Source organism: Paenirhodobacter hankyongi (assembly GCF_003664585.1).
GTDB classification, from domain to species: Bacteria; Pseudomonadota; Alphaproteobacteria; order Rhodobacterales; family Rhodobacteraceae; genus Rhodobacter; species Rhodobacter hankyongi.
Map to the genome: position 1 here is coordinate 1 of NZ_RCHI01000036.1, position 5,386 is coordinate 5,386.

A 5,386-nucleotide genomic window follows, 5' to 3' on the forward strand; every position below is an offset into this window, starting at 1 on the left:
TCGGCGGGATATCTCAAGCTCAAGATGCAGGAGTGGAACGCCTTCGTGAACCACTTCTCCCACTGGGAACGCGACAACACCCTCGATATCTGATCCTTCCGGGCCCGGGTGCCCCCGGGCCCGTTTCCTCTACTCGGATGAATAAAATGCGCTTTTCCGGCTTTCGCGTGCTCAAAGAGGCCCTGACGGGGCACCACGGGTGGAAACCCCTGTGGCGCAACCCCGAGCCGCAGCCCGCCTATGACTATGTCATCGTCGGCGGTGGCGGTGGCGGGTTGTCGACCGCCTATCACCTTGCGAAAGTGTTCCAGGGCAAGCGCATCGCGGTGCTCGAAAAGGGCTGGCTCGGCTCGGGCAACATCGGGCGCAACACCACGATCATCCGCTCGAACTACCTGCTGCCGGGCAACGAGCCGTTCTACGAATTCTCCATGAAGCTCTGGGAGAACATGGAGCAGGAGTTCAATTTCAACGCGATGGTGAGCCAGCGCGGGATCTTGAACCTGATCCATACCGACGGCCAGCGCGACGCCTATCGGCGGCGCGGCAATGCGATGCTGCTTGCCGGCGCCGATGCGGAACTGCTCGACCGCGAGCAGGTCCGCACGATGTATCCCTGGCTCAACTTCGACAACGCCCGCTTCCCGATCAAGGGCGGTCTTTTGCAACGCCGCGCCGGCACCGCGCGCCACGATGGCGTGGCCTGGGGCTATGCGCGCGGCGCGGATCTGCTCGGCGTCGACATCATCCAGAATTGCGAGGTCACCGGCTTCCGCATCGAGGCCGGCAAGGTGCTCGGCGTGGAAACCACCCGCGGCTATATCGGCGCGAAAAAGGTCGGCGTGGCCGTCGCCGGATCGTCGAGCCGCGTCATGCAGATGGCGGGCCTGCGCCTGCCGATCGAGAGCCACGTCCTGCAGGCCTTCGTGTCCGAAGGGCTGAAACCCGTCGTCGACGGCGTCATCACCTTCGGTGCGGGGCATTTCTACGTCAGCCAGTCGGACAAGGGCGGCCTCGTCTTCGGCGGCGACATCGACGGCTACAATTCCTACGCGCAGCGCGGCAACCTGCCGGTGATCGAGGAGGTGGCCGAGGGCGGCCTCGCCCTGATGCCCGCGATCGGGCGCGCGCGGCTTCTGCGCGTCTGGGGCGGCATCATGGACATGTCGATGGACGGCTCGCCGATCATCGACCGCACTCCGGTGGACGGGCTCTATTTCAACGGCGGCTGGTGCTATGGCGGCTTCAAGGCGACGCCGGCGAGCGGCTATTGCTTCGCGCATCTGCTGGCCACCGACCGCCCGCACGAGACCGCGCGCTTCATGCGCCTCGACCGGTTCGAGCGCGGCTACGTGATCGACGAAAAGGGCATGGGCGCCCAGCCCAACCTGCACTGACCTCCGGACATCAAGGCAAGATCATGCTGATCCCCCATCCCCTCCTTGGCCCCCGCGACGCGCAGGAGTTCACCTATCTCGGCGATGCGTCGCTTCTGAACCGCCCCGACGGTCTGGCGGAGGGCGCGCTCGATGCCTTCAACCGTCATGTCTATCTGCGCGACAACCCCGCCGGCGTGCACCGCGAGCTGTGGTTCCACGAACAGGGCGACCGCAGCTGGCTGGTCGTCACCCGCAACACGCTGACGCATGAAATCCTCGGCGCGGAACTCGCCCGCGACGTGGCGCTCGCACAGAAGGGAGGGGCGAAATGACCCGTCTTTCCGGTGGTCTGATCGACCGTTCCGAACGCCTGAGCTTCACCTTCGACGGCAAGTCCTTCACCGGCCATCCGGGCGACACGCTGGCCTCGGCGCTGCTCGCGAACGACGTGCGGCTGATGGGGCGCTCGTTCAAGTATCACCGCCCGCGCGGCGTCGTCGCGGCGGGCTCGGAGGAGCCGAACGCGCTCGTCGAGCTGCGCGCGGGCCCCCGGCAGGAGCCGAACACCCGCGCCACCATGGCCGAGCTTTACGACGGGCTTGTGGCGAACAGCCAGAACCGTGTGGGCTCGCTCGAGCGCGACTTCCTCGCGGTGAACGACCTGCTGTCGCCCTTCTTCGCGGCGGGCTTCTACTACAAGACCTTCATGTGGCCGAAGGCGTTCTGGGAAAAGCTCTACGAGCCGATGATCCGCAAGGCGGCGGGGCTCGGCAGCCTGTCGATGCTGCCGGACCCCGACAGCTACGACAAGGGCTTCCTGCATTGCGACCTGCTGGTCATCGGCGCTGGCGCCGCGGGCCTGGCCGCCGCGCTGACCGCCGCGCGGGCCGGGGCGAAGGTGATCCTTGCCGACGAGGACTTCCGCCTTGGCGGGCGGCTGATGGCGGAAAGCCACACGCTCGACGATGCGCCGGCGATGGATTGGGTGGCAAACCTCGAAGCCGAATTCGCCAGCCTGCCGAACCTGCGCGTGATGCGCCGCACCACCGTCTTCGGCGCCTTCGATCACGGCATCTTCGGCGCGGTCGAGCGGGTGTCGGACCATCTCGCCACGCCGGGGACCGCGGTGCGCCAGACGCTGTGGCGGATCACCGCGAAACGCACCGTGCTTGCCGCCGGTGCGACCGAGCGGCACATCCCCTTCGCCAACAACGACCGGCCGGGGATCATGCTGGCGGGCGCGATGCGCGCCTATGCGAACCGCTGGGCGGTGAGCCCCGCGCAGACCGTGGCGATCTTCACCAGCGGTGACGACGGCCACCGCACCGCGCTCGACCTGAGCGCGAAAGGCGTCACCATCGCCGGCGTGATCGACACCCGCGCCGATGCGAAAGCCCTTGGAAAATATCCGCTTTTCGCGGGCGCCGTGGTCAGCGACGCGAAGGGGCGCCTTGGCCTTGAACGCATCGCCGTCACCCGCGAGGGGCAGACGAGCTGGCTTGACGTCGGCGCGCTTGGCGTGGCCGGTGGCTGGAACCCGAACGTGCATCTCGCCTCGCATCACCGTGGCCGGCCGCTCTGGGACGACGCGTTGCAGGCCTTCCTGCCCGAACCGGGCGCCGTGCCGGGCCTCACCGCCGCGGGTGCCGCCGCGGGGCAGGGGAGCACTGCCGCCGCGCTCGCCTCGGGCGCCGCGGTGGCGCAGGCTGCGCTGGCTGAGCTGGGCATCACCGCCGCGCTGCCCGTTCTGCCGCGCGCCGAGGATGCGCCGCAGCGCCAGGCCGCCTTCTGGCATGTGCCGGGCAAGGGCCGCGCCTGGGTCGATTTCCAGAACGATGTCACCGTGAAGGACATCAAACTGGCGCATCTGGAGAACATGCGTCCCGTCGAGCATCTGAAACGCTGGACGACGCTCGGCATGGCGACCGATCAGGGCAAGACCGCCAATGTCACCGCGCTTGCCGTGATGGCGGAGCTGACCGGCAGGACGATCCCCGAGACTGGCACCACGATCTTCCGCCCGCCCTATACCGGCGTTGCGCTCTCGACGCTGGGCCAAGGCGATACCGGCACCCATTTCCGCCCGCGCCGCCTGACGCCGACGCATGACTGGGCGAGCGCGCAGGGTGCCGTCTTCGTCGAGGTCGGCCAGTGGATGCGCGCGCAGTATTTCCCCCGCAAGGGCGAGAAGAGCTGGCGCGAGACGGTCGATCGCGAGGTGCTCGCCACCCGCGCGGGCGTCGGGCTGTGCGACGTCACCACGCTTGGCAAGGTCGATGTGCAGGGCGCCGACGCCGGCGAATTCCTGAACCGCGTCTATGCCAACGCCATGGCCTCGCTGAAGGTCGGCATGGTGCGCTATGGCCTGATGCTGCGCGAGGATGGCCACGCCTATGACGACGGCACCTGCGCGCGTCTGGGCGAGGATCACTACGTCGTCACCACGACGACGGCGCAGGCCGGCCCCGTCTATCGCCACATGGAGTTCTGCCGCCAGTGCCTCTGGCCCGAGCTCGACGTGCAGCTGATTTCGACGACCGACGCCTGGGCACAGATCTCGGTCGCCGGCCCGAACGCGCGCAAGCTGCTCGAACGGGTGGTGGACGGGTTCGACCTTTCGAACGCGGCCTTCCCCTTCATGGCCTGTTCGGAACTCACCGTCTGCGGCGGGCTGCGCGCGCGGCTCTTCCGGATCTCGTTCTCGGGGGAACTCGCCTATGAAATCGCGGTGCCGGCGCGCTATGGCAATGCGCTGATGGCACGGATGATCGAACGCGGCGCCGATCTCGGCGCGACCCCCTACGGGACCGAGGCGCTTGGCGTGCTGCGCATTGAAAAGGGCCATGCCGCGGGCAATGAGCTCAACGGCCAGACCACGGCGCAGATGCTTGGCATGGGCAAGATGGTGTCCACGAAGAAGGACGCGATCGGCGCGGTGATGAGCCGGCGCGAGGGGCTGCTTGCGGAAACCCGCGTGCTCGTCGGGCTGCAGCCGGTCGATCCGACGCAGCCGGTCACCGCCGGTTCGCATCTCTTCGCGCAAGGAGCCGAGCAGAAGACCGAAACCGATCAGGGCTGGATCACCTCCGCCTGCTACTCGCCGCATGTCGGCTCGATGATCGGGCTTGGCTTCCTGACGGGGGGTGCCGCCCGGATGGGCGAGGTCATCACCGCGGCCAACCCCTTGCAGAACCAGCAGATCGCGCTGCGCGTGGTCCCGACCCATTTCGTCGATCCCGAAGGAGGACGTCTCCGTGACTGACCTGTCCCCGATCCCCGCGCTCGGCGGTTCGACCGCGCGCCTCACGAAGATCGGCGCGCTCACGCTCGCCGAGAACGCGGGCCTCGGCCTCGCCTCGCTCGCGCTGCGGCGTGGCGGCGCGCAGCCGGTGCCGATGGGCCTCGCGCTGCCCGGCCCCGGGCTCTGGCACGCCGGCAACGGCATCGCCGCCTTCTGGACCGGCCCCGGGCAATGGATGCTCGAGGGCGCGGACCGCGCCGAGGAGGATTTCGCCCGCGCGGTGAAACTTGCCGCGCCCGACTGCTCGGTGACCGAGCAGACCGACGGTTTCGTCGCGCTCGAGGTGGTCTCCTCCGCCGGTGCCGCGCCGATCGAGCGGCTGTGCGAGAAGCTGGTGAACGTCGATCTGGGCCGCTTCGGCCCGGGCTCGGCGACCCGCACGGGCCTGCATCACATGACGGTCTTCGTGATCCGCCGGGCCGAGGACCGGCTGGCGATCCTCGGCATGCGCTCGCTTGCGGGCTCGCTCTGGCATGCGGTGGAAGGCGCCGCGCAGCATCTGGAAGGGGCCGCGACATGACCGCGACAATCATCGACGGGAAGGCCTTTGCGGCCAAGGTGCGGGCGCAGGTCGCCGGGCATGTGGCGCGGCTGAAGGAAGAGCAGGGGATCCCCCCGGGCCTCGCCGTGGTGCTGGTGGGCGAGGACCCGGCCTCCGAGGTCTATGTCCGCAACAAGGGCAGGCAGACCGTCGAGGTCGGGATGA

Annotated in this window: 5 protein-coding genes; all 5 read left to right on the forward strand. The window is 68.5% G+C overall.

The window, feature by feature from the left end; genetic code table 11:
- Window positions 1-146 precede the first annotated feature (146 nt).
- Window positions 147-1,397, forward strand: a complete 1,251-nt coding sequence (locus tag DYS74_RS18230; protein WP_121535044.1) for a sarcosine oxidase subunit beta family protein — start codon at window positions 147-149, stop codon at window positions 1,395-1,397.
- 23 nt (window positions 1,398-1,420) lie between these two features.
- The gene (locus tag DYS74_RS18235) at window positions 1,421-1,711 is read left to right on the forward strand and encodes a sarcosine oxidase subunit delta (protein WP_121535045.1); all 291 of its coding nucleotides are present in this window, start codon (window positions 1,421-1,423) and stop codon (window positions 1,709-1,711) included.
- Window positions 1,708-4,641 (forward strand): sarcosine oxidase subunit alpha family protein, encoded by a 2,934-nt coding sequence (locus DYS74_RS18240; RefSeq protein ID WP_121535046.1) that lies wholly within the window; start codon window positions 1,708-1,710, stop codon window positions 4,639-4,641. The genes DYS74_RS18235 and DYS74_RS18240 overlap by 4 nt, the downstream gene beginning before the upstream one ends.
- On the forward strand, window positions 4,634-5,200 hold the full coding sequence (locus DYS74_RS18245; RefSeq protein ID WP_121535047.1) for a sarcosine oxidase subunit gamma: 567 nt from the start codon (window positions 4,634-4,636) through the stop codon (window positions 5,198-5,200). Before DYS74_RS18240 ends, DYS74_RS18245 begins: the two co-directional genes overlap by 8 nt.
- Window positions 5,197-5,386: tetrahydrofolate dehydrogenase/cyclohydrolase catalytic domain-containing protein (locus DYS74_RS18250; protein ID WP_281272470.1), on the forward strand; the 190-nt coding region annotated here is incomplete at its 3' end. The genes DYS74_RS18245 and DYS74_RS18250, both read left to right, overlap by 4 nt.